Origin of the sequence: Streptomyces sp. NPDC087859 (assembly GCF_044742595.1) — a bacterium.
In the GTDB taxonomy this organism is placed as follows: domain Bacteria; phylum Actinomycetota; class Actinomycetes; order Streptomycetales; family Streptomycetaceae; genus Streptomyces; species Streptomyces canus_F.
On sequence record NZ_JBIUUU010000015.1, the window covers coordinates 116,223 to 136,308 of the forward strand.

General features: G+C 71.1%; 18 protein-coding genes. 11 read left to right on the forward strand and 7 right to left on the reverse strand.

The annotated features are described in order from the left end of the window. The first annotated feature begins 146 nt into the window (after window positions 1–146). From leuC to ACIOHP_RS33720, 4 genes are all read left to right on the forward strand, one after another. Window positions 147–1,571: a 3-isopropylmalate dehydratase large subunit gene (leuC, locus tag ACIOHP_RS33705; RefSeq protein ID WP_401893429.1), complete on the forward strand. Its 1,425-nt coding sequence runs from the start codon at window positions 147–149 to the stop codon at window positions 1,569–1,571. Window positions 1,572–1,576: 5 nt separating this feature from the next. Continuing rightward, window positions 1,577–2,170 carry a 3-isopropylmalate dehydratase small subunit gene (gene leuD / locus ACIOHP_RS33710; RefSeq protein WP_361490499.1) on the forward strand — a complete coding sequence of 198 codons (594 nt, stop codon included), beginning with the start codon at window positions 1,577–1,579 and terminating at the stop codon, window positions 2,168–2,170. A gap of 265 nt (window positions 2,171–2,435) precedes the next feature. Next, window positions 2,436–2,666 (forward strand): hypothetical protein, encoded by a 231-nt coding sequence (locus ACIOHP_RS33715; RefSeq protein WP_046258874.1) that lies wholly within the window; start codon window positions 2,436–2,438, stop codon window positions 2,664–2,666. Window positions 2,667–2,802: 136 nt separating this feature from the next. Further along, window positions 2,803–3,456, forward strand: coding sequence for an HU family DNA-binding protein (locus ACIOHP_RS33720; RefSeq protein WP_351683617.1), 654 nt, complete (start codon window positions 2,803–2,805; stop codon window positions 3,454–3,456). A 70-nt stretch (window positions 3,457–3,526) separates the two neighbouring features. Here ACIOHP_RS33720 and ACIOHP_RS33725 read toward each other — a convergent pair whose 3' ends face one another. After that, complete coding sequence (locus ACIOHP_RS33725) at window positions 3,527–3,718, reverse strand: hypothetical protein (protein ID WP_307025440.1); 192 nt, start codon at window positions 3,716–3,718, stop codon at window positions 3,527–3,529. 108 nt (window positions 3,719–3,826) lie between these two features. Further along, window positions 3,827–4,465 carry a 2-phospho-L-lactate guanylyltransferase gene (gene cofC, locus ACIOHP_RS33730; RefSeq protein WP_401893432.1) on the reverse strand — a complete coding sequence of 213 codons (639 nt, stop codon included), beginning with the start codon at window positions 4,463–4,465 and terminating at the stop codon, window positions 3,827–3,829. 154 nt (window positions 4,466–4,619) lie between these two features. Between cofC and ACIOHP_RS33735 the strand changes: the two genes are divergently transcribed. The 3 genes from ACIOHP_RS33735 to ACIOHP_RS33745 are packed head-to-tail and all read left to right on the forward strand — an operon-like array spanning window position 4,620 to window position 7,620. After that, on the forward strand, window positions 4,620–5,396 hold the full coding sequence (locus ACIOHP_RS33735; protein WP_361545670.1) for a lysophospholipid acyltransferase family protein: 777 nt from the start codon (window positions 4,620–4,622) through the stop codon (window positions 5,394–5,396). Next, window positions 5,393–6,403, forward strand: coding sequence for an NAD(P)H-dependent glycerol-3-phosphate dehydrogenase (locus ACIOHP_RS33740; RefSeq protein WP_401893434.1), 1,011 nt, complete (start codon window positions 5,393–5,395; stop codon window positions 6,401–6,403). The genes ACIOHP_RS33735 and ACIOHP_RS33740 overlap by 4 nt, the downstream gene beginning before the upstream one ends. 59 nt (window positions 6,404–6,462) lie before the next feature. Continuing rightward, window positions 6,463–7,620, forward strand: coding sequence for a D-alanine--D-alanine ligase family protein (locus ACIOHP_RS33745; RefSeq protein ID WP_361545676.1), 1,158 nt, complete (start codon window positions 6,463–6,465; stop codon window positions 7,618–7,620). Window positions 7,621–7,645: 25 nt separating this feature from the next. Here ACIOHP_RS33745 and ACIOHP_RS33750 read toward each other — a convergent pair whose 3' ends face one another. Then, the gene (locus ACIOHP_RS33750; RefSeq protein WP_365402618.1) at window positions 7,646–8,149 is read right to left on the reverse strand and encodes a DUF3515 domain-containing protein; all 504 of its coding nucleotides are present in this window, start codon (window positions 8,147–8,149) and stop codon (window positions 7,646–7,648) included. Window positions 8,150–8,169: 20 nt separating this feature from the next. Further along, window positions 8,170–8,403, reverse strand: a complete 234-nt coding sequence (locus tag ACIOHP_RS33755; RefSeq protein ID WP_020121007.1) for an Lrp/AsnC family transcriptional regulator — start codon at window positions 8,401–8,403, stop codon at window positions 8,170–8,172. A 205-nt stretch (window positions 8,404–8,608) separates the two neighbouring features. Here ACIOHP_RS33755 and ACIOHP_RS33760 point away from each other — a divergent pair, with 205 nt between their 5' ends. Continuing rightward, window positions 8,609–9,574: a thiamine-phosphate kinase gene (locus tag ACIOHP_RS33760; RefSeq protein WP_266887579.1), complete on the forward strand. Its 966-nt coding sequence runs from the start codon at window positions 8,609–8,611 to the stop codon at window positions 9,572–9,574. Next, window positions 9,571–10,389 carry a bifunctional hydroxymethylpyrimidine kinase/phosphomethylpyrimidine kinase gene (gene thiD, locus ACIOHP_RS33765; protein WP_401893437.1) on the forward strand — a complete coding sequence of 273 codons (819 nt, stop codon included), beginning with the start codon at window positions 9,571–9,573 and terminating at the stop codon, window positions 10,387–10,389. The genes ACIOHP_RS33760 and thiD overlap by 4 nt, the downstream gene beginning before the upstream one ends. A gap of 115 nt (window positions 10,390–10,504) precedes the next feature. Here the strand turns inward: thiD and rpmB are convergent, their stop codons facing one another. After that, complete coding sequence (gene rpmB / locus ACIOHP_RS33770) at window positions 10,505–10,690, reverse strand: 50S ribosomal protein L28 (RefSeq protein WP_003973430.1); 186 nt, start codon at window positions 10,688–10,690, stop codon at window positions 10,505–10,507. Between the two features lie 259 nt (window positions 10,691–10,949). Here rpmB and ACIOHP_RS33775 point away from each other — a divergent pair, with 259 nt between their 5' ends. Further along, complete coding sequence (locus ACIOHP_RS33775) at window positions 10,950–12,818, forward strand: DAK2 domain-containing protein (RefSeq protein ID WP_401893439.1); 1,869 nt, start codon at window positions 10,950–10,952, stop codon at window positions 12,816–12,818. 3 nt (window positions 12,819–12,821) lie between these two features. On the opposite strand, the gene ACIOHP_RS33780 is transcribed toward ACIOHP_RS33775, so the two are convergent. Continuing rightward, window positions 12,822–15,821: a tetratricopeptide repeat protein gene (locus ACIOHP_RS33780; RefSeq protein WP_401893441.1), complete on the reverse strand. Its 3,000-nt coding sequence runs from the start codon at window positions 15,819–15,821 to the stop codon at window positions 12,822–12,824. Next, window positions 15,821–17,659, reverse strand: coding sequence for an HSP90 family protein (locus ACIOHP_RS33785; protein ID WP_401893442.1), 1,839 nt, complete (start codon window positions 17,657–17,659; stop codon window positions 15,821–15,823). The genes ACIOHP_RS33780 and ACIOHP_RS33785 overlap by 1 nt, the downstream gene beginning before the upstream one ends. Before the next feature lie 163 nt (window positions 17,660–17,822). Here ACIOHP_RS33785 and recG point away from each other — a divergent pair, with 163 nt between their 5' ends. After that, window positions 17,823–20,021, forward strand: coding sequence for an ATP-dependent DNA helicase RecG (gene recG, locus ACIOHP_RS33790; RefSeq protein ID WP_401893444.1), 2,199 nt, complete (start codon window positions 17,823–17,825; stop codon window positions 20,019–20,021). Window positions 20,022–20,086 lie beyond the last annotated feature (65 nt).

The window sequence follows — 20,086 nt, forward strand, 5'->3', positions numbered from 1 at the left end:
GTGAGACGCGCAACCCTTGGATACACAGCGGGCCCGCGGACCAACGGGCCTGGTGGCGGCTGCCCGGGAAACCAGGGGGTGCGGGCGCCGCTTCCTGAAGATCTCTAGTTGGGCCGGCGCACCATTTGCCGGCCGGAGGGAAAGCGATGGGTAGGACACTCGCGGAGAAGGTCTGGGACGACCATGTCGTCCGGCGCGCCGAGGGCGAGCCCGACCTCCTCTTCATCGATCTGCACCTGCTGCACGAAGTGACCAGCCCGCAGGCCTTCGACGGCCTTCGCAAGAGCGGTCGCCCGGTGCGCAGGCTCGACCTGACCATCGCCACCGAGGATCACAACACCCCGACCCTCGACATCGACAAGCCCATCGCCGACCCGGTCTCCCGGGTCCAGCTGGAGACGCTGCGCAAGAACGCCGCCGACTTCGGTGTGCGCCTGCACTCGCTGGGCGACGTCGAGCAGGGTGTCGTCCACGTGGTGGGCCCGCAGCTGGGTCTGACCCAGCCCGGCATGACGGTCGTCTGCGGCGACTCCCACACCTCCACGCACGGCGCCTTCGGCGGTCTGGCGTTCGGCATCGGCACCTCCCAGGTGGAGCATGTGCTGGCCACCCAGACGCTGCCGCTGGTCCGTCCGAAGACCATGGCCATCACGGTCGACGGCGAACTGCCCGAGGGCGTCACCGCCAAGGACCTGATCCTGGCGATCATCGCGCGGATCGGCACCGGCGGCGGCCAGGGCTACGTCCTGGAGTACCGCGGCTCCGCCATCGAGAAGCTCTCGATGGAGGCCCGGATGACCATCTGCAACATGTCGATCGAGGCCGGCGCCCGCGCGGGCATGATCGCCCCCGACCAGACCACCTTCGACTACCTCGAGGGCCGTGTGCACGCCCCCAAGGGCAAGGACTGGGACGCGGCCGTCGCGTACTGGAAGACGCTGAAGTCGGACGAGGACGCGGAGTTCGACGCCGAGGTCGTCATCAAGGCCGACGAGCTGTCGCCGTTCGTCACCTGGGGCACCAACCCCGGCCAGGGTGCGCCGCTTTCGGCGAACGTCCCCGATCCCGCTTCGTACGAAGACGCTTCGGAGCGCCACGCCGCCGAAAAGGCCCTGGAATACATGGGGTTGGAGGCCGGACAGCCGCTGCGCTCCATCAAGGTGGACACCGTCTTCGTAGGTTCGTGCACCAACGGCCGTATCGAGGACCTGCGCGCCGCCGCCGAGCTCGTCAAGGGCCGCAAAGTCGCCGACGGCGTACGGATGCTGGTCGTCCCCGGCTCCGCGCGGGTCGGTCTGCAGGCCGTCTCCGAGGGCCTGGACGTCGTCTTCAAGGACGCCGGCGCCGAATGGCGGCACGCGGGCTGCTCGATGTGTCTGGGCATGAACCCGGACCAGCTGGCCCCCGGTGAGCGCTCCGCGTCCACCTCCAACCGCAACTTCGAGGGCAGGCAGGGCAAGGGCGGCCGTACGCACCTGGTCTCGCCGCAGGTCGCCGCCGCGACCGCCGTGCTGGGCCACCTGGCCTCGCCCGCCGACCTGTCCGACGCCCCTGTGCCCGCTGGAGTCTGAGAGTCATGGAAGCATTCACCACGCACACCGGCCGGGCCGTCCCGCTGCGCCGCTCCAACGTCGACACCGACCAGATCATCCCTGCTCACTGGCTCAAGAAGGTGACCAGGGACGGGTTCGAGGACGGTCTGTTCGAGGCCTGGCGCAAGGACGGGAAATTCATCCTCAACCAGCCTGAGCGCGAGGGTGCGACCGTCCTGGTCGCCGGCCCCGACTTCGGCACCGGCTCCTCCCGTGAGCACGCCGTGTGGGCACTGCAGAACTACGGCTTCAAGGCCGTCATCTCCTCCCGGTTCGCCGACATCTTCCGCGGCAACTCGCTCAAGAACGGCCTGCTCACGGTGGTTCTGGACCAGAAGATCGTGGACGCGCTCCAGGAGCTCACCGAGAAGGACCCGCAGGCCGAGGTCACGGTCGACCTGGAGGCCCGCGAGGTGCGCGCCGAGGGCATCACCGCGAGCTTCGAGCTGGACGAGAACTCCCGCTGGCGGCTGCTGAACGGGCTGGACGACATCTCCATCACCCTCCAGAACGAGGAAGACATCGCCACCTACGAGGCCAAGCGGCCCTCGTACAAGCCGCGGACGATCGAGGTCTGATCCCGAGGCGTCCAACAGGTCGACTTTCGGCCACCGCAATACCCCCGCCGTACCCCCGATCAGCCCGATCGGGGGTACGGCTGCGTCTGCACCCGAACGGCCCTGCCCGCGCTCGTGACCGTCCTCAACTTCCCACGTTAGGAGGGGTGTTGCCGGGGTACGCGAGTTGTACAGCCGCGGCTTCCGCAAGCGCCCGGAAGGCCGTTTGAGGCGGCAGTTGCACCCTGAGCAGGCGACAACTCGCCCCAGATGGCACAATCTGTGCATGGAACACGACGGCCAACTCAAGCTCTATGCGGCAGTCGCGGACCAACTCAAGGAAGCGCACACAAGAGTGCGCGCACTGCAAGTCCCGGAGGGCGTACGGATGGCGCTGACCCGGAAGCTGCTGGTCATTACGGCCGCGGCCAAGCACGATCTCGCCGATGCGGCAAGGCGTCTGGAGGCCTTCACGGCGGACCTCGACGCGGGTCGATTCCCCGAAGAGGAACGCTGAACAAGTCCGAGACAGCCGAACCCGTTGCGGCACAAGGGTGATAAGCCCGTTTCGTGTTTGATTTGCGGTATATATCTGCCTAACGTGCGAAAAAGCCTGAACGTTTCGTTCGGGCAATGTCTCCGAAGGGGAAGACGTGAACAAGGCGCAGCTCGTAGAAGCGATTGCCGACAAGGTCGGTGGCCGTCAGCAGGCCGCCGACGCGGTCGACGCGGTCCTGGACGCCATCGTCCGCGCGACCGTGGCGGGGGACCGGGTCTCGGTCACCGGCTTCGGTTCGTTCGAGAAGGTCGACCGTCCGGCTCGTTACGCCCGCAATCCCCAGACGGGCGAGCGGGTTCGGGTCAAGAAGACCTCCGTTCCGCGCTTCCGTGCCGGCCAGGGCTTCAAGGACCTGGTGAGCGGCACGAAGAAGCTCCCGAAGAACGACGTCGCGGTCAAGAAGGCGCCCAAGGGCAGCCTGACCGGCGGGTCTTCGGCGACGGTCAAGAAGGCCGCCGCGAAGAAGGCCGCCCCGGCGAAGAAGGCGACGGCCGCCGCGAAGAAGACCACGGCGAAGAAGACGACCGCCAAGAAGACCACGGCGACCGCGAAGAAGACCACGGCGAAGAAGACGACGGCCAAGAAGACCACGGGCGCCGCCAAGACCACCGCCGCGAAGAAGACCACCGCCAAGAAGGCGACGGCCAAGAAGGCCCCGGCGAAGAAGGCGACGGCCAAGAAGGCCCCCGCCAAGAAGTCGACGGCTCGCACGACCACCGCCAAGAAGACCACCGCCCGCAAGCGGTAGGGGCGCAAGGGTACTCACGCGCCGGGCCGGACTCCGTGTCGGAGTCCGGCCCGCGGCGTGTTCAGGGGGTTCAGAAGGTCTGGAGGGTCACGAGGGTGACCTTGGAGTCCTCCAGTTCGATACGCACCCGCTGCCCGGGGCGCAGGAGCCTGAGACCGCCTGCGTCGAACGCCGGGGCGTCGAAGGGGACGGGGGTGCCGTCGTCCAGCAGCACGCTGCCGGTGCGGGTGTCGGCGTCGTACGTGTAAGCGGTGGCCTGCATGGTCGTCAGGGTAGTGGCTGGTGGTCGGGTGCGGGTTGCGTCGTGGCTGGTCGCGCCCGCGCGGCGGAGCCGCACATCGATACGGCCCCGCGCCCCTTCGGGGCGCTCCTACTGGCCCCGGATCAATAGTCCCGCCGTTGCCACCGCCGTCCTTGGGCCCACCCCCAGTGCCAGCGCCGCTCGCAGGTCCTCGCCGGTGTCCACGTCCTGTCGTACGGAATCCACTCCGGCGAGACACAGCTCCACCGCCCCCGACGCGCTATGCCGGGCCCGGGAATCCGTGCCGAAAGCCGGTCGCAATTCCTGGCCCTCGGCGGCGGCCAGCAAGGTCGTGCCGATCGCGGCCGCATCCGGGAGAAAAGCGCGGGGGAATTCGGCGGCCGCATCCAGTACCCGGGCCAATTCCCAGGGGCGCAGTGCCGGCACATCGGCATTCAGGGCTGCCACGGCGCTTTCGGGGCGCCGGGCACGTACGGTCGCGGCCCCGTGCGCCAATGCCGCGTTCAGGCCCCCGCGCGGCTCGTCCGGGATGATGCGGGCGCCCAGGGCGATCAGCTCCCGCGCCGCCAGGGAGTCGTCCGTGACGACCGCCACATCCCCGACGGCAGGGCTGGCCAGCGCGGCTGCCACCGTGTCCTGGGCGAAGGCGAGGGCCAGGCCCGGACGCAACGCGTCGGCGGCGGTGTCCGAGAGCCTGCTCTTGGCGCGCGCCAGGGGCTTCAGGGGTATGACCAAGATCCACTGCACGGGCGTTCCGTCCCTCTCTTGTCGCGAGCATTGTCACTCAGCCGTCACCTGGGCCATCTGGCGGCCGACGCCGCTAGGCGTACGGTGTTCTCGACAGACGGGCGGCCTGGGGCGACACTTGTCCGGCCCTCAGGCCCTAGAGGAAGGTGTCCGCGTGCCCCGCCGCAGAATCGGCTTCTGGTACCGCCTTGCAGCGGTGATCGCCAAACCGCCTCTGGTGGTTCTGATCAAGCGGGACTGGCGCGGAATGGAGAACATTCCGGCTGACGGCGGATTTATCACCGCGGTGAACCACAATTCGCACGTCGATCCCTTCGCCTACGCACACTTTCAGTACAACACCGGCCGCGTTCCGCGATTCCTCGCGAAGAGCGGTCTTTTCAAGAAGGGATTCATCGGCGCCTTCATGCGCGGCACCGGACAGATCCCCGTCTATCGCGAGACAACCGACGCGCTGAGCGCCTTCCGGGCCGCGATCGACGCCGTGGAACGCGGTGAGTGCGTGGCCTTCTATCCCGAGGGCACCATCACCCGGGACCCCGCCCAGTGGCCCATGACCGGCAAGACCGGCGCGGCGCGCGTGGCCCTGCAGACCAAGTGCCCGGTGATCCCGGTCGCGCAGTGGGGCGCCAACGAACTGCTGCCGCCGTACGCCAAGAAGCTCAACCTCCGTCCCCGCAAGACCTCGCACGTCCTCGCGGGTCCCCCCGTGGACCTGGCGCGCTTCTACGACAAGGAGATGAGCCCGGAACTCCTCAAGGAGGCGACCGAGGTCATCATGGCCGCGGTCACCCGCCAGCTGGAGGAGATCCGCGGCGAGAGGGCGCCCGAGTCACCTTACGACCCGCGCCAGGAGCGGATCGAGCAGCGGCGCAGGACCTCCGCGCAGACTCAGCCGAAGGTCGAGCAGGAAGAGGGGCAGAGCACGTGAGCAAGCCGGTCAAGGCGGCCGTCTTCGGCACCGGATCGTGGGGCACCGCCTTCGGCATGGTGCTGGCCGACGCGGGCTGCGAGGTCACCCTGTGGGGCCGCCGCGCCGAACTCGCGGAAGCGGTCAACTCCACGCACACCAACCCGGACTACCTGCCCGGCGTCGAACTCCCGGAAAATCTACGGGCGACGGCGGACGCCGCGGCGGCCGCGCGCGACGCCGACTTCACCGTACTCGCCGTCCCCTCGCAGACGTTGCGCGGCAACCTCGCCGAGTGGGTGCCGCTGCTCGCGCCCGACACGGTCCTCGTCTCCCTCATGAAGGGCGTCGAACTCGGCTCCGCCATGCGGATGAGCGAGGTCATCGAGGACGTCGCCAAGGTGGGCCCGAACCGCATCGCGGTGGTCACCGGACCCAACCTCGCCCGCGAGATCGCGGCCCGCATGCCGGCCGCCGCGGTGGTCGCGTGCGCGGACGAGACGGTGGCCCGGCGGCTCCAGTCGGCTTGCCACACGCCGTACTTCAGGCCGTACACCGAGACGGACGTGATCGGTTGCGAGCTGGGCGGCGCCGTGAAGAACGTCATCGGGCTCGCCGTCGGCATCGCGGACGGCATGGGGCTCGGCGACAACACCAAGGGCTCGCTCATCACGCGCGGCCTCGCCGAGACGATGCGCCTGGGGCTGGCGATGGGCGCCGACCCGCTGACGTTCTCCGGACTCGCCGGTCTGGGCGACCTGGTGGCGACCTGCTCCTCGCCGCTGTCCCGCAACCACACCTTCGGCACCAACCTCGGCAAGGGCATGACCCTGCAGGAGACCATCGCGGTCACCAAGCAGACCGCCGAGGGCGTCAAGTCCTGTGAATCCGTGCTGGATCTGGCGCGCAGGCATGGCGTCGACATGCCGATCACCGAGACGGTCGTCGCCATCGTGCACGAGGGCAAGCCCCCGGTGGTCGCCGTCAAGGAGCTGATGTCGCGCAGCGCGAAGCCGGAACGACGCTGAGCGACGCCCCCTGAGCCACGCTGTATCGGGGCTCTACCAACGGGTACTCTCAACGCGATATGAGCACCGAGAACCTCCCCCAGAGCCCTGAGCAGCCGCCTCGCAAGCCGCGCGTGGCCGTCGTGTTCGGCGGGCGCAGCTCCGAACACGGGATCTCCGTGGTCACGGCCGGCGCCGTCCTCAAGTCCATCGACCGGACGAAGTACGACGTCCTGCCGATCGGCATCACCCAGGACGGCCGCTGGGCCCTCACCGCCGACGAGCCGGACCGGATGGCGATCGCCGAGCGCCGGACGCCCAGCGTCGAGGAACTCGCCGAGTCGCGCGAGGGCGGCGTGGTGCTCCCCGTCGACCCCGCGAACCGCGAAGTCGTCTACAGCGAGCCGGGATCGGTGCCCAAGGCGCTCGGCGAGGTCGACATCGTCTTCCCCGTTCTGCACGGCCCCTACGGCGAGGACGGCACCCTCCAGGGCCTGCTGGAGCTCTCCGGTGTCCCCTACGTCGGCTCGGGCGTGCTCGCCTCGGCCGTCGGCCAGGACAAGGAGTACATGAAGCGGGTGTTCACCTCCTTCGGGCTCAAGGTCGGCCCGTACGTGGTGATTCGGCCCCGCGAGTGGGAGCAGGACGAGCCGGCCGCCCGCAGGAAGATCGTCGACCTGGCCGGCGAGCACGGCTGGCCGCTGTTCGTGAAGCCCGCGCGCGCGGGTTCGTCGATCGGCATCACCAAGGTCGACGACCCGTCCGGGCTGGACGAGGCGATCGCCGAGGCCCAGCGGCACGACCCGAAGATCCTCGTCGAGGCGGCGCTGCGCGGCCGTGAGATCGAGTGCGGTGTCCTGGAGTTCGAGGACGGCCCGCGGGCCTCGGTCCCCGCGGAGATCCCGCCGCCGGACGCGCACGCGTACTACGACTTCGAGGCCAAGTACATCGACTCCACTCCGGGTCTCGTCCCGGCCCCGCTGACCCCCGAGGAGACGGCGGAGGTCCAGCGCCTCGCCGTGGCGGCCTTCGACGCGGCGTCCTGCGAGGGCCTGGTGCGCGCGGACTTCTTCCTCACGGAGGACGGGGAGTTCGTCATCAACGAGATCAACACGATGCCGGGCTTCACCCCGATCTCGATGTACCCGCAGATGTGGCAGGCGACCGGGATCAGCTACCCGGAGCTGGTGGACCTGCTGATCCAGGCGGCGCTCCGGCGTTCCACGGGCCTGCGCTAGCAACCCCTCCGGGAAGCCGTGGCGCTCACTTCCCGAAGGGGATCGCCTTCTTGACCGACGAAGCCATGTCGGTCAGCATCCCCGCGGTGTCCCGCCCCCCGGGCACCGTCACCTCGACGTACGCCTGGCGGTTGGCCGTGGTGAAGCGGGTCGATCCGTCGTCCTGCTTCTCCATGAGCCACTCGACGCCGTTCACCTCGCCCGCTATCGCCTTGGGGTCGCTTCCGGTCGCGACCTTGGGGTCGACCATCTTCGGCGGCCGGACGACACCGCAGCGCAGTATGATCGCCGGGCTTCCCCAGCCCGCCGTCAGCGCGGACGCGGGCTCGGGATCATGCCGGTCGAGACCGTCGACCTTGTCCGGCAGGACACTGTCCAGGTTTCGGCACAGCTTCGCGACCTTCGCCGTGGGGCTGGGAACCGTCACCGAGTCACTGTCGTCTGCTGAGGAGCACCCTGTGGTGACGATCAGCAGGGCCAGGGCGGGCAGCCCGAGGACAGTGCGGTGCCGGTGACGGAAGAAGTTCACCGGCCAAGGGTAGACGGGGGCTACAGATGGACGACCGGGCAGGTCAGTGTGCGAGTGATGCCGTCCACTTGCTGGACCTTCGCGACCACCAAGCGGCCCAGGTCGTCCACGGTGTCGGCCTGTGCCCGCACGATCACGTCATAAGGTCCTGTCACGTCCTCGGCCTGGATCACCCCAGGAATCTTGCTGATCGTCTCGGCGACGGTCGACGCTTTGCCGACCTCCGTCTGGATCAGGATGTACGCCTGTACCACGGAACCTCCAGGGCGGCCACGAGGATCATGTGGGGAAAAGGAACGCCACGGTATCGCGTCGCCGCTCGCCGCGGGGAGACCTGCGGGGCAGGCGGCCTCCGCGCCGGGGGCAGGCATGACAGAAGTTGACGGTCTCTTCGACCGTATCGAGGACACTGGTCATGCGCGACCGGGCACAACAAGGGACAGAAGGGGCGAAAGGTCAATGAAGGGCACTGTTGGTGAGCTCGGGGAGTTCGGGCTCATCAGGGAGCTCACCTCCCGTCTCACCACCACCCCGGCGGTCCGGGTGGGCCCCGGCGACGACGCCGCGGTGGTGGCCGCTCCCGACCGCCGGGTCGTGGCGAGCACCGACATCCTCCTGGAGGGACGGCACTTCCGCCGCGACTGGTCCACGGCTTACGACGTGGGCCGCAAGGCCGCCGCGCAGAACCTCGCGGACATCGCCGCCATGGGCGCCGTACCGACGGCTCTCCTGCTCGGTCTGGTCGTGCCGGCCGAACTCCCGGTCACCTGGGCGAGCGAGCTGATGGACGGGCTGCGGGACGAGTGCCAGGTGGCGGGCGCGTCGGTGGTGGGCGGGGATGTCGTACGAGGAGACACGATCATGGTCTCCATCACCGCGCTCGGCGATCTGCGCAACCAGGAGCCCGTGACGCGCGGCGGCGCACAGCCCGGCGACCTCGTCGCGGTGACCGGCTGGCTGGGCTGGTCCGCGGCCGGGTTCGCGGTGCTCTCCCGCGGCTTCCGCTCGCCGCGCGCCTTCGTGGAGGCGCACCGGCGTCCCGAACCGCCGTACCACGCGGGTCCCGCGGCCGCGGGACTCGGCGCGACCGCGATGTGCGACGTGAGCGACGGGCTGATCGCCGACCTCGGGCACATCGCCGAGGCCAGCAAGGTCCGTATCGACATCCGTTCCGGCGCGATCGACATCCCGTCCCAGATGAACGACATCGGGCAGGCCGTCGGCGTCGACCCCATGCAGTGGGTGCTCACCGGGGGAGAGGACCACGCGATCGTGGCGACCTTCCCGCCGGACGTGAAGCTGCCGGCCCGCTGGAAGGTCATCGGCGAGGTCCTCAACCCCTCGGCGCTGCCCCAGGTGACGGTCGACGGGGCGCCCTGGACCAGCAAGGGCGGCTGGGACCACTTCGGGGACATCGAGTCGTGAGCGCGCCGCCGACGGTGCTGACGGTCGCGGGCTCCGACTCCGGCGGAGGCGCCGGGATCCAGGCCGACCTGAAGACGATGCTCGCGCTCGGCGTGCACGGCATGAGCGTCGTCACGGCCGTCACCGCGCAGAACTCCGTCGGCGTGCAGGGGGCTTGGGAGCTGCCGGTGGCGGCGGTGCGGGCCCAGTACCGCAGTGTCGTCGACGACATCGGCGTACAGGCCGTGAAGACCGGCATGCTGGCCTCGGCGGAACTCGTCGAGGCGGTGGCCGAATTGATCGGCGGCACGGACGCCCCGGCCGTCGTCGACCCGGTCGGCATCTCCAAGCACGGCGACTCGCTGCTGGCCGCGTCCGCGCTGGACTCCGTGCGGACGAAGCTGCTGCCGGTCGCCACGGTCGCGACCCCGAACCTCGACGAGGTGGCGCAGCTCACCGGCGTACGGGTGGAGACCGAGGACGACCTGCGCCGGGCCGCGGCCGCCGTCCTGTCGTACGGACCGAAGTGGGCCCTCGTCAAGGGCGGCCATCTCACCGGCGACGCCGTCGATCTGCTCACCGACGGCTCGCAGGAGCACTGGCTGCGCTCGCCCCGCTACGACAACCGGCACACGCACGGCACGGGCTGCACGCTCGCCTCGGCGATCGCCTCGCACCTCGCCAAGGGGCGGTCCGTGCCGGACGCGGTGGCGGCGGCGAAGGAGTACGTCACCGGGGCGATCCGGGGCGGGTTCGAGCTGGGCGGGGGTATCGGGCCCGTGGATCACGGGTGGGCCCTCGGACCTCCGGCAGGGCCGGGCACTGCCTCGGCCTGATGGCCGTGGCCTTCCGGCCGGCGGCCGTTTTTCGGGCACAGCAAGAAGCCGACCCACCTCACGGTGGACCGGCTACTCACAGCGAACCAGCAGTGGCCGCGCGCTTAACTGTGCGTCAGCGCGAGACCTTGCCGGCCTTGATGCACGAGGTGCAAGCGTTCACGCGCTTCGGCGTCCCGCTGACCACGGTACGGACGCGCTGGATGTTCGGGTTCCAGCGACGGGACGTACGGCGGTGCGAGTGCGAGATGTTGTTGCCGAAGCCCGGCCCCTTGCCGCAGACGTCGCAGTTGGCAGCCACGGGTCACTCCAAAGACTTCAGATGCACTTACGGATAGATCCCGGCGTGCCGGGATCGAGATCGTAGGATCAGAGATCTGAGTGGCGCTGCCGGGGGAAAAAGGCCCGATGAGATCGGGCAACCGGAGCAGCATACAACGACTGCGCCAGTACAACGAAACTACCATGGCTGCTCATGGGCCTGCTCCAGGCCCTCTTCCGGCGGACACCTCTCCGGGGTCTACGCTGCGTCCACGTCCGGGCAGCTCAGGGAGGCGCAGGTGGCGCAGGTGCCGCAGACATTCTTCGATGCTCTCGCGGTACGCACCTGGTGCGGCCTCGCGCTGACGGCGCTGGGGCGGGCGCGCGAGGAGATCGACGCGATCAATGTCTATCCCGTCGCCGACGGGGACACCGGCACGAACCTGTACCTGACCATGGAGTCCGCCGTCGCGGCCGTCGAGGCCGTCTTCGAGGGCCACGAGGTCGGCCCCGGAGGCCACCCGGGCGGCTCGGGCGGTGCCGGGAAGCCGTCGCCGGCCGACGCGGCGCGCGCGATGGCGCACGGTGCCCTCATAGGCGCCCGGGGCAACTCCGGCACGATCCTCGCGCAGCTGCTGCGCGGCATGGCCCAGGTGCTCGCCGCCGACAGCGACACAGCTCACACCGACGGGACCGGCCTGCGGCTCGCCTTCCGGCACGCCGCCGACTCCGCCCGCCGGGCCGTGGCCCATCCGGTCGAGGGCACGGTCCTCTCGGTCGCCTCGGCGGCGGCCGACGCGGCCGGGACGACCGACGGCGGCTGCGGGGCGGTCGCCCGGGCCGCCTACGAAGGGGCACGGGAGGCTCTCGCGGCCACTCCCGGCCAGCTGGCCGTGCTGGAGCGCGCCGGGGTGGTCGACGCCGGGGGGCGGGGACTGGTGGCGGTGCTCGGGGCGCTGGTGGAGACGTTCACGGGGGAGGCGCCCGGGGCGGTCCCGGGGCGGCTCCCGAGGGTGGGCCACGAGGGCTCGGGGACCTTCCACGCGCGCGTGGACACCGGTGGCGCGGAGACGGCTGACGGTGTCGCGGCGCCTGGAGGCGTTGCTTCCGTGGCTTCCGGCGATCCGCGCGGAGGCTCCCTGCCCCTCGACTCCGGCTCGGCGGCTCGGGCCGATGCCCATGCGGCGGGGGCGGTGGGCCCCGGTGACGTCGACGAGTGCGCCGACAGCCCCGTTGAACAGGGCGGGCCCGCCTTCGAGGTGATCTATCTCCTGGAGGCCGAGGACGACGCCGTGGACCGGCTGCGGATGCGGCTCGACGGTCTCGGGGACTCGCTCGTCGTGGTGGGCGGCGACGGGCTGTGGAACGTCCATGTGCATGTCGACGACGCGGGTGCCGCGGTGGAGGCGGGAGTCGAGGCCGGACGGCCCTACCGGATCCGGATCACCCACTTCGGCCTCGGCGACGTGCACACGCGGGGCGGTGAGCGGCCGCCGCGGGAGCGGGTGCAGCGGGCCGTCGTCGCCGTCGTGCCCGGCGAGGGCCTGGCCGGGCTCTACAGCGAGGCCGGCGCGACGACCGTGCTCGCGCGGCCCGGAGAGCCGCCCGCCAGTGGGGAGATGGTCGAAGCCGTACGACGGGCCCACGCGCGCGAGGTCGTCCTGCTGCCCAACGACGCCGACCTGCGCCACACCGCCGCCGCGGCGGCCGAACAGGCCCGCGCGGAGGGCATCCGCGTCGCCCTCATCCCGACCCGCTCCGCCGTCCAGGGCATCGCGGCGCTCGCCGTGCACGAGCCCGAGCGCCGCTTCGACGAGGACGTCGTGTCGATGACCTCGGCGGCCGGCGCGACCCGCTACGCCGAGGTCGCCCTCGCCGAGCGGCAGTCCTGGACCATGGCCGGCATCTGCCAGGCCGGCGACGTGCTCGGCCTCATCGACGGCGACGTGTCCGTCATCGGCTCGGACGTCACCGCCGCCGCCGAGACCGTCCTGGACCGCATGCTCTCGGCAGGCGGCGAACTCGTCACCCTCGTCCTCGGCGACGAGGCACCCGAGTCCATCGCCGACCACCTCGAAGCACGCGTGCGTGAGGGATACCTCGGCGTCGACACGGTGGTCTACCGGGGCGGACGCCAAGGCGCCCTGCTGCTCATCGGGGTCGAGTAGCCGCTAGTCCTCCAGGACGTCGAGCATCTGCCGCGCCTCCGCCCGCCGGGCCGCCACCGTCTCGTCGGTATCGCTCTCGCCGTACGCCTCGTATCCCCGGTACGCCGCCAGCACGGCACGCGCGCGTGCCGCCGCCCGGTCGGGACGGCTCAGGTCGGCCTCCAGCCAGCCCGCGGCGAGCTCGGCGCCGGTACGGCTGTGCAGGGCGTCGTCGCCGAGCGAGGCGAACACCACGATGGCCTCCGTCACCTGGGACAGGGCGTCCTCCATCGCGGCCCGGATGGAGTCGTCATCGTCGTCCTCGGCGGCGGAACGGGCGAGCAGGTCGCCGAACTGCCGGTGCGTGTGCCCGAGCTCGGCGACGAGCCGCTGCCGGGCCTCCTCGTCGGCGGCGTCCGCACCCAGCGCCTCCTCGCACTCCCGGACCGCGTCCGCCATCAGCTCCTTGGCGTCGCCCTGACCGTCCTCCGTGTCCAGCGCGAGCCACGCGCGGGCGCGCAGGGCACGGACCAGGCCGTGGACGTCGTCGAGCGAGCGCCACAGCTCACCCGCGCGGGCGTAGGCCTGGTCCGCCTCGGCGGACAGCCCGGCATGGCCGAGGGACTCGGCGGCGAGATGGGCGAGCGTCGCGTGGTCGTGCTGCTCGGGCCAGAGCCTGGCGATCTCGGCCGCCTGGAGCCGCCGTTCGGCCGCCGCGCGGTGCTCGCCGAGTTCGCTCAGACAGTCGCCGAGCCACCACTGCACCTGGACGACCGCGCCGTCGCCATGCGTCTCGGGGGCCAGGTCGGGCAGCGCCGACTCCAGCACCTCCGCGGCCTCGGCCCACCGCCCCTGCCGCAGCAGGAACCCGCCGAGCAGCTGCCGCGCCCACGCGCCCAGCGCCGGCCCCTCACCGGCCCCGTCGGCCCAGTGCGCCGCCTCCAGGGCATGTTCGGCGGCCTCCTCGACCAGCCCTCTGCCGCCCAGCACCTCGGCGAGCTGGAGATGCAGCTGGGCCCGTCCGACCGCCTCCAGATACGGCCCGCCGTGCTCCAACGCGGCCCGTAGCGCCCGCTCGGCCTCCGCGACGTCGCCCATATGGTGGGCGAGCTGTGCCAGCCGGGCCTCCGACTCCACGGCGAACCACGGCAGCCCGGCCCCCACGAACCCTTCCGCGGCATGCCGGAACAGGTCCGCCCCGGTCCTCAGCTCCCCGGCGCCGACGGCCAGCTCCGCGAACATCGCCCACGCCTCGGCGGCCCGCGACCCGAGCTGCACATCGTCCCCGGCCCGCCCGTCGACGAGCGCGAGCACCTCCCGTACGGCGGCGTCGGCGTCGGCTCGTAGGGAGGCCAGGGAGGGGCGGCGGGTTGAGACCCCGGCCGCCGTCGGGCTACCGCCCGGGGCCTCGACAGTCGTCGGGTCACCGGCCCCCTCCGGTGCCTCCCCGGCCTCCTGCACCCGCCGCATCAGAATCCGTGCCCGCGCCATCAGCACCGACGCCGTCTGACGTACGCCGGTGCCGTCCTCGGCGTAGAGCGCGAGGATCTCGTCGTACGGGCCGGAGATCGCCGTGAGCGCCGCGTCCGTGTCGCCCGCGAGTGTGCGGACGAACGCCCCACGCGCGCGTGCGGCCAGCGCCTCGCCCGGGTCGCCGGCCTCGGTGTACAGCTCGGCGGCACGCTCGAACAGCTCGATGCCCTCGGGGCCGAGGTCCATGGCCTGGTGGTCGGCGATCTCCGCCCGGTCGCGCGGGTCCAGTTCGACGTCCTGCGCCGCCCGTGAGACCGCCACCCACGCCTCGACGGCGTTCGGCCGCAGACCGTCCGACAGCCGCCGCGCCTCGGCGATCAGAGCCGCCGGATCCGGTTCCGCGGCCTCCGGGGAGGCGGCCGCAGGGGCGGCCGCCCTCGCCGACCGCACCCCCAGCGGCAATCGCTCCACCAGCGGCTCCTGCGCCATACGCGCGCGTGCCCGCTCACTGACGTGTGCCGTGCCGTTGCGCGCGTCGAAGCGGCCGGCCAGGTCGAGGGCCTCCGCACGCGCGTGCGTGGCGAGTTCACGGGCCGTCCACGAACGGCCGGCCGGTCCCGGCACCTGACGGTCGCCGAGGCCGAGCCCGGTCAGTCGGTCCATGAGCAGCGCCACCACGCTCAGGAACTCCAGCCCGCTGCGCGGATGCCCGGTGTCCGTGAAGTACGCGGGCCGCTCCGCGAGCAGCTCCAGACCGCGCGCCTCGTTGCCGCTCAGGGCACAGAACTCGACGTGGTCCGCGTAGGCGCCGCGCATGCTCTCCATGGCCCGTACGAGCCGGAAACCCCGCAGATGGTTCGCGCGCGCCTCCTCGAGGCGGCCGAGGCGCAGCAGGGGCAGCAGGGAGGCCGCGAGGGAGGTGTGCGGCTCGTGCGCGCAACTGAGCTCGCCCTCCAGGACCGGCGTCCACAGCTCCAGCGCCTCCGCGTCCCGGCTCCGCTCACTCTGCCACCAGCCCTGCCCGTGCAGCTCGCACGCGGGGCAGTCGGCCATGCGGTCCCGGTCGGCGGCGAGCCACGCGGCGTACGCCCGTTCCGCGCGCGGCAGGTCCCCGATGTGCGCGGCGACGTTGAACTCGGCGCTGCGCACGGCTCGTTCGGAGTGCCCGGCGAGCCGATAGCGGTGCTCCATCTCGCCGAGCCACTTCTCGATGGAGGCGAGCGGCACGTGCGGCTGGTCGAGCATGCCGGACGACACCCACTTGAAGACCCAGTGCAGGGTGTGGGTCTCGTACTCGTCGAAGTCCTCGGGCCGTTCGTCCCACATGCGCAGCAGACGCGCGAAGGGGACGAACATCTTGTCCTTCTCGGAGCTGTAGTTGTAGACCTTCAGCTGGTGTCCGAGCGCCTCGATCACGGCGAGCGGGACGTTCAGCTTCTCGGCCGCCGCCAGCAGCTGCTCCGCGCGCGCGTTGCGGGCGGGACCCTCCGGCTGCTCGCCGTTCTCGGCCATCGCCCGGCGCAGGCTGTCGAAGTCCGTGATCTCGCCCATCAGCGACCCTCCTCGCCGTTCGTGGCCCACTCCAGAAGACCCATGAAGGCCCGGTTCAGCAACGCCGAGTCCGCGGGCCTGAGCGGCCGCTGCGCCATCAGCAGCGCCTGTCCGTACAGGGACTCCGTCGCGGTGCCGATCAGCTCCGGGTCGCCGAGTGAACTGATCCTCCGGATCAGCGGATTGAGGTGGTTGAGCACCAGACGCGCGCGTGGCGCGCTGCCGCGCAGCGAGCCGAGGATGCCCGCCCACAGGTCGTCGGCCTGCGCCTCGGCCTCCGCGCGTGCCTGCTCGTGCCGGGCGGACCGGTCGTCCAGATGCAGTGCGGGCACGGAGAGCGGGCGGAACGCGCGCAGGACGACGTCACAGCCGAGCGGATCGAGTCGGGCCCGCGCGGCCGCCAGGAAGCCGGACAGTGCCAGTTCGTCGGCGGGGTCGACCGCGTCCAGGTGCGCGGTCACGGTGTCGGTGTCCAGCTCGGCGACCACCGTCCCCGGCCGCACCGACGGCAGCGCCTCGACCAGGTCGCTGTCGTACGTGTAACCGCCGTTGACCACCCCCACGCCCTGCGCGGACGCGATCGGCGCGACCTGCCGGTACTCCTCCACGGTCCGTGTGAAGTGCACGACGGGGTGCCGCTGTGCGAACTCCTCCAGGGACAGCTGTCCGTCGGTCGTCTCGAAGGGCAGCCACGGCAGCATCGTGCGCAGCATGTCCTTGTCGTGCCGGGCCAGCGACTTCACGCCCAGGTGGTGCACGGAGAGGAAGGCCGCCAGTCGCTCCGGATCACCGGCGGCCAGCGCCGTCAGCCAGGACCGGATCCTCTCGCCCAGCGCCTCCCGCACGGCCGCCAGCGTCTCGTCCTCGTACAGCGCCTCGCGCGAGGCCGTCGGCCGCAGACTGTCCGTGTCCAGGACGCAGCGCACGAAGAACGCCCAGTCCGGCAGCAGCTGTTCGGCGCGCTCGGTCAGCAGCATGCCCTTGAGGTGGACGCGATGCGTCGCGCGCGTGGCCGGACTGACCGCCGCGGGCAGCACGTACGCCACCCCGCGGACCCCGGCGAGCGGCACGGTCAGCTCGATCGAGTCCAGCGGGGTGAACCCGAAGAGGTCGTGACAGTGCCGCGCCAGGGCCACCCTTCGGGTGGCGGGGGAGGGGTAGGGCCGGTCCCAGGGCGCCGGCAGGTCGGTGACCGCCTCGTCGCCCACCCGCACGTCGTACGGCAGCAGCGAGCCGAAGTCCCGCGCCAGCGTGAGGACCCGCTCGGGGGTGAGCCACTCCCCGGCTCCCGGCCGGGCCGTCAGATGCACAGTGGTACCGGGCTCTGGGCGGGCCTCGTGCGGCAACGTCCGCACGGTGTACGAACCGTCGTCGCTCGCCGTCCACTCCACGGGCGCCGCCTCGGGCGTACGGGCACTGCGGCTGACGACCCGGATCCGCTCGGCCACCACGAAACAGGCGAGCAGACCGATGCCGAACTGGCCGAGGAAGTCGGAGCGGACCTCCTGGAGCCCGTCCTGCAGTCCGCCGGCCCGCTTCGAGCTGCGGCCGATGGTCGCCAACAGGGTGTGCACATCCGCCTCGGTGAGCCCCACGCCGGAGTCCTCGACCCGCAGGGTGCCCTCCTGGGCGTGGAGCCGCACCCTGGCCGGGGCGTCGGGCTGCTCGGCGCGCCGGGCGGTGATGGCGTCCACGGCGTTCTGCAGCAGCTCGCGCAGATAGACCTTCGGACTGGAGTAGAGGTGATGGGACAGCAGGTCCACCAGGCCACGCAGGTCGACCTGGAACGTATGAGGTGACGGGGATGCCTGGGATGACTGTGAGGTCTGGGAGTCCATCGCTGCAACGCCGAGGGTGGGGAGGTCTTCGGCGCGGGGTTGGGCGGTCCCGGTGGGGCGGTGACCGCGGGATGGCCGGAGCGCGCCATCCTAGAGCCGGAACAGCCCGTCTGACCAGGGGTTTCGCGAGACGTATACGGCAATGTCAGTGGGGTGGTGTGCAATGGATCTCGTGCCCGCACTCGAAGAACCACTGAAAAAGGTGCTCGGCCCACCCACCGCGAAGGTGATGGCCGAGCATCTCGGCCTGCACACCGTCGGCGACCTCCTGCACCACTACCCGCGCAGATACGAGGAGCGGGGCCAGCTCACCCACCTGGCCGACCTCCCCATGGACGAGCACGTCACCGTGGTCGCCCAGGTCGCCGACGCCCGGCTGCACACCTTCGCCTCGGCCAAGGCGCCCCGGGGCAAGGGCCAGCGGCTGGAGGTGACCATCACCGACGGCAGCGGCCGCCTCCAGCTGGTCTTCTTCGGTGCCGGTGTCCACAAACCCCACAAGGAGCTCCTGCCGGGCACCCGCGCGCTGTTCGCGGGCAAGGTCTCGGTCTTCAACCGCCGCCTCCAACTGGCGCACCCTGCCTATGAGTTGCTGCGAGGAGACGCGGAGGAGACGGTGGAGGCCTGGGCCGGTGCCCTGATCCCCATCTACCCCGCCACGGCCAAGCTGGAGTCCTGGAAGATCGGCAAGGCGATCCAGACGGTCCTCCCCAGCGCCCAGGAGGCGGTGGACCCCCTCCCGGACTCCCTCCGTGACGGCCGTGGCCTGGTCCCCCTCCCCGAGGCCCTCCTCAAGATCCACCGGCCGCACACCAAGGCCGACATCGAGGACGCCCGCTCCCGCCTCAAGTGGGACGAGGCCTTCGTCCTCCAGGTCGCCCTCGCCCGCCGCCGCCACGCCGACGCCCAACTCCCCGCGGTGGCCCGCAGACCCAAGCCGGACGGCCTCCTGAGCGCCTTCGACGCCCGCCTCCCCTTCACCCTCACCGAGGGCCAGCAGAAGGTCTCCAAGGAGATCTTCGACGACCTGGCCACGGAGCACCCGATGCACCGGCTGCTCCAGGGAGAGGTCGGATCGGGAAAGACAATGGTGGCCCTGCGCGCCATGCTCGCCGTGGTCGACGCCGGCGGTCAGGCCGCCATGCTCGCCCCCACCGAGGTCCTCGCCCAGCAGCACCACCGCTCGATCGTCGAGATGATGGGCGATCTGGCCGAGGGCGGAATGCTGGGCGGGTCCGAACACGCCACGAAGGTGGTGCTCCTGACCGGCTCGATGGGCATGGCCGCCCGTCGTCAGGCACTGCTCGACCTCGTCACCGCGGACGCCGGGATCGTCATCGGTACGCACGCGTTGATCGAGGACAAGGTGCAGTTCCACGACCTCGGACTCGTCGTCGTGGACGAACAGCACCGCTTCGGCGTGGAACAGCGCGACGCCCTGCGCGGCAAGGGCAAACAGCCGCCCCACCTCCTCGTCATGACCGCCACCCCCATCCCGCGCACGGTCGCCATGACGGTCTTCGGCGACCTGGAGACCTCGGTCCTGGACCAGCTCCCGGCGGGCCGCTCCCCGATCGCCAGCCATGTGGTCCCGGCCGCCGACAAGCCCCACTTCCTGGCCCGGGCCTGGGAACGGGTGCGGGAAGAGGTCGAGAACGGCCACCAGGGGTACGTCGTCTGCCCCCGCATCGGCGACGAGGAAGTGGACCCGAAAAAGAAGAAGTCCCCCGAGGACGAAGCCGAGAAGCGCCCGCCGCTGGCCGTTCTCGAGGTGGCGGACCAGCTGGCCAAGGGGCCGTTGCAGGGCCTGCGCGTGGAGGTCCTGCACGGGCGGATGCACCCTGACGACAAGGACGCGGTCATGCGCCGCTTCGCCGCCGGCGAGACCCACGTCCTGGTCGCCACCACGGTCATCGAGGTCGGCGTCAACGTCCCGAACGCCACCGCCATGGTGATCATGGACGCCGACAGGTTCGGTGTCTCCCAGCTCCACCAGCTCCGCGGCCGCGTGGGCCGCGGCTCGGCGGCCGGCCTCTGTCTCCTGGTCACCGAGATGCCCGAGGCCAGTCCCGCCCGCCAGCGACTCAACGCCGTCGCCGCCACCCTCGACGGCTTCGAGCTCTCCCGTATCGACCTGGAACAGCGCCGGGAGGGCGACGTCCTCGGCCAGGCCCAGTCCGGCGCCCGCACCAGCCTGCGCATGCTGGCCGTCATCGAGGACGAGGAGATCATCGCCGAAGCCAGGGAAGAGGCGGCGGCAGTGGTGGCGGCGGATCCGGAACTCACCCACCTCCCAGGCCTGCGCACAGCCCTGGACGCCCTCTTGGACGAGGAAAGGGAGCAGTACTTGGAAAAGGGGTGAGGAAGACCCCCTGGGGGCGCGGGGCTGTAATCCATATGCGGCTACCGCCGCGCGGGCGCGACCAG